Annotated in this window: 3 protein-coding genes; all 3 read left to right on the top strand. The window is 69.8% G+C overall.

From position 1 onward, the window contains the following. On the top strand, positions 1–715 hold a 715-nt coding region (locus AC1DOC_RS30965; RefSeq protein WP_478131257.1), incomplete at its 5' end, for an acetyl-CoA C-acyltransferase. Continuing rightward, positions 715–1521: an enoyl-CoA hydratase-related protein gene (locus AC1DOC_RS30960; RefSeq protein ID WP_012745607.1), complete on the top strand. Its 807-nt coding sequence runs from the start codon at positions 715–717 to the stop codon at positions 1519–1521. The genes AC1DOC_RS30965 and AC1DOC_RS30960, both read left to right, overlap by 1 nt. Before the next feature lie 3 nt (positions 1522–1524). Beyond that, on the top strand, positions 1525–2082 hold a 558-nt coding region (locus AC1DOC_RS30955; RefSeq protein ID WP_478131256.1), incomplete at its 3' end, for an acyl-CoA dehydrogenase family protein.

Raw genomic sequence — 2082 nt, 5'->3', positions numbered from 1 at the left:
GTTCACCGGCGCCGAGATGATCGCGAAGAACTACGGCATCGACAAGGATGCACTCGACCGCTACGCGCTCGAAAGCCACCGCCGCGCCATGGCCGCGACGCGCTCGGGTGCGTTCGACGGCGAGATCGTGCCCATCGAGATCCTGCAGGCCGACGGCAGCGGCACGGGCGAACGGCACACGGTGGATGAAGGCATCCGCTTCGATGCCACGCTCGAAGGCATTGCGGGCGTCAAGCTGATTGCCGAGGGCGGACGCTGCACCGCCGCCACCGCGAGCCAGATCTGCGATGGCGCGAGCGGCGTGCTGGTGGTGAACGAACGCGGCCTCAAGGCCCTGGGCGTGAAGCCGATCGCGCGCATCCACCACATGAGCGTGATGGGGCACGACCCGGTGATCATGCTGGAGGCCCCGCTGCCCGCCACGCTGCGTGCGCTCAAGAAGGCCGGCATGCGCATCCAGGACATCGATCTCTATGAAGTGAATGAAGCCTTCGCGCCCGTGCCCATCGCCTGGCTGGAAGCGCTGGACGCCGACCCCGCGCGGCTCAACGTGAACGGCGGCGCGATCGCGCTCGGCCATCCGCTGGGCGCCTCGGGCACCAAGCTCATGACCACGCTGGTCCACGCGCTCGGCCGGCGCGGCAAGCGCTACGGCCTGCAGACGATGTGCGAAGGCGGCGGCATGGCCAACGTCACCATCGTGGAGCGGCTCTGATGAACGCACCGCAGCCCTATGTGCTCTACGCGCTGGCCGACGGCATCGCCACGCTCACGCTCAACCTGCCGGCCAAGCTGAATCCGATTGCGCGCGAGCTGCAGGTCGAGCTGCGCGACACGCTGGAGCGCATCCGCGACGACCGCGCGGTGCGCGCCGTGATCCTGACCGGTGCCGGCAAGGCCTTCTGCGTGGGCGCCGATTTGAGCGCGATGGCGCCAGGCGACGAAGGCAAGTCGCTCGGCGCGCAGACCGCGGAGTGGATGCAGTCGCTCAGCAACCCGCTGATCGAGACGCTGCGCACGCTGCCCGTGCCGGTGGTGGCGGCCGTCAACGGCGCCGCGGCCGGCGCCGGCGTGGGCCTGGCGCTGGCGGCCGATGTGACGATCGCGGCGCGCAGCGCCTACTTCTACCTGTCCTTCCTGCCCAAGCTCGGCATCGTGCCGGACCTGGGCTGCACCTGGGCCATTCCGCGGCGCGCCGGCCGGGCACGCGCGATGGGCATGGCGCTGCTCGACGAGCGCCTGGGCGCCGAGCAGGCGGTGCAATGGGGCCTGATCTGGGCCTGYGCGGACGACGAACAGCTGCTTGACGAAGCGCGCGCCATCGCACAGCGGCTCGCCCGGCTGCCGGCGCATGCGGTGGTCGAGGCGCGCGAAGCCTTCGAGGCCGCCGAGCGCCACACGCTGGCCGAGCAATTGCACTACGAAAGCGAGCGCCAGCGCGAACTGATCGACCGCCCCACCTTCCGCGAAGGCGTGAGCGCCTTCCTGCAGAAGCGTCCGCCACGCTTCCCCGGGCGCTGAGCCATGATCGAACGCACGCTTTTCAGCGCCGACCACGAGGCCTTCCGCGACAGCTTCCGCCGCTTCATGGACAAGGAGATCGCGCCCTTCCACGAGGCCTGGGAAGAACAGGGCTACGTGGACCGCTCCGTGTGGTCCAAGGCCGGCGAGAACGGCTTTCTCTGCATGGCGCTGCCCGAGGACTACGGCGGCGCGGGCGCCGACCTGCTCTATTCGGTGATCCAGTTCGAGGAGCTCTGGGCGCGCGGCTTCACGGGCATCGGCTTCGGGCTGCACAGCGAGATCGTGGCGCCGTACGTCCTGCGCTACGGCACCGAGGCGCAGAAGCAGCACTACCTGCCCAGGCTCGCGAGCGGCGAGATGGTCGGCGCCATCGCGATGAGCGAGCCCGGCGCGGGCAGCGACCTGCAGGCGGTCAAGACCAGCGCCATCCGCCAGCCCGACGGCAGCTACCTGCTCAATGGCAGCAAGACCTTCATCACCAACGGCTGGCATGCCGACCTCGTGATCGTGGTCGCCAAGACCGACCCGGCCGCGGGCGCCAAGGGCACCAGCCTGTTC

This window comes from Variovorax sp. 01T439_2, from assembly GCF_056398445.1.
Note: the sequence above shows the minus strand (reverse complement) of the source record. Positions and strands in the feature narration are given on the sequence as shown.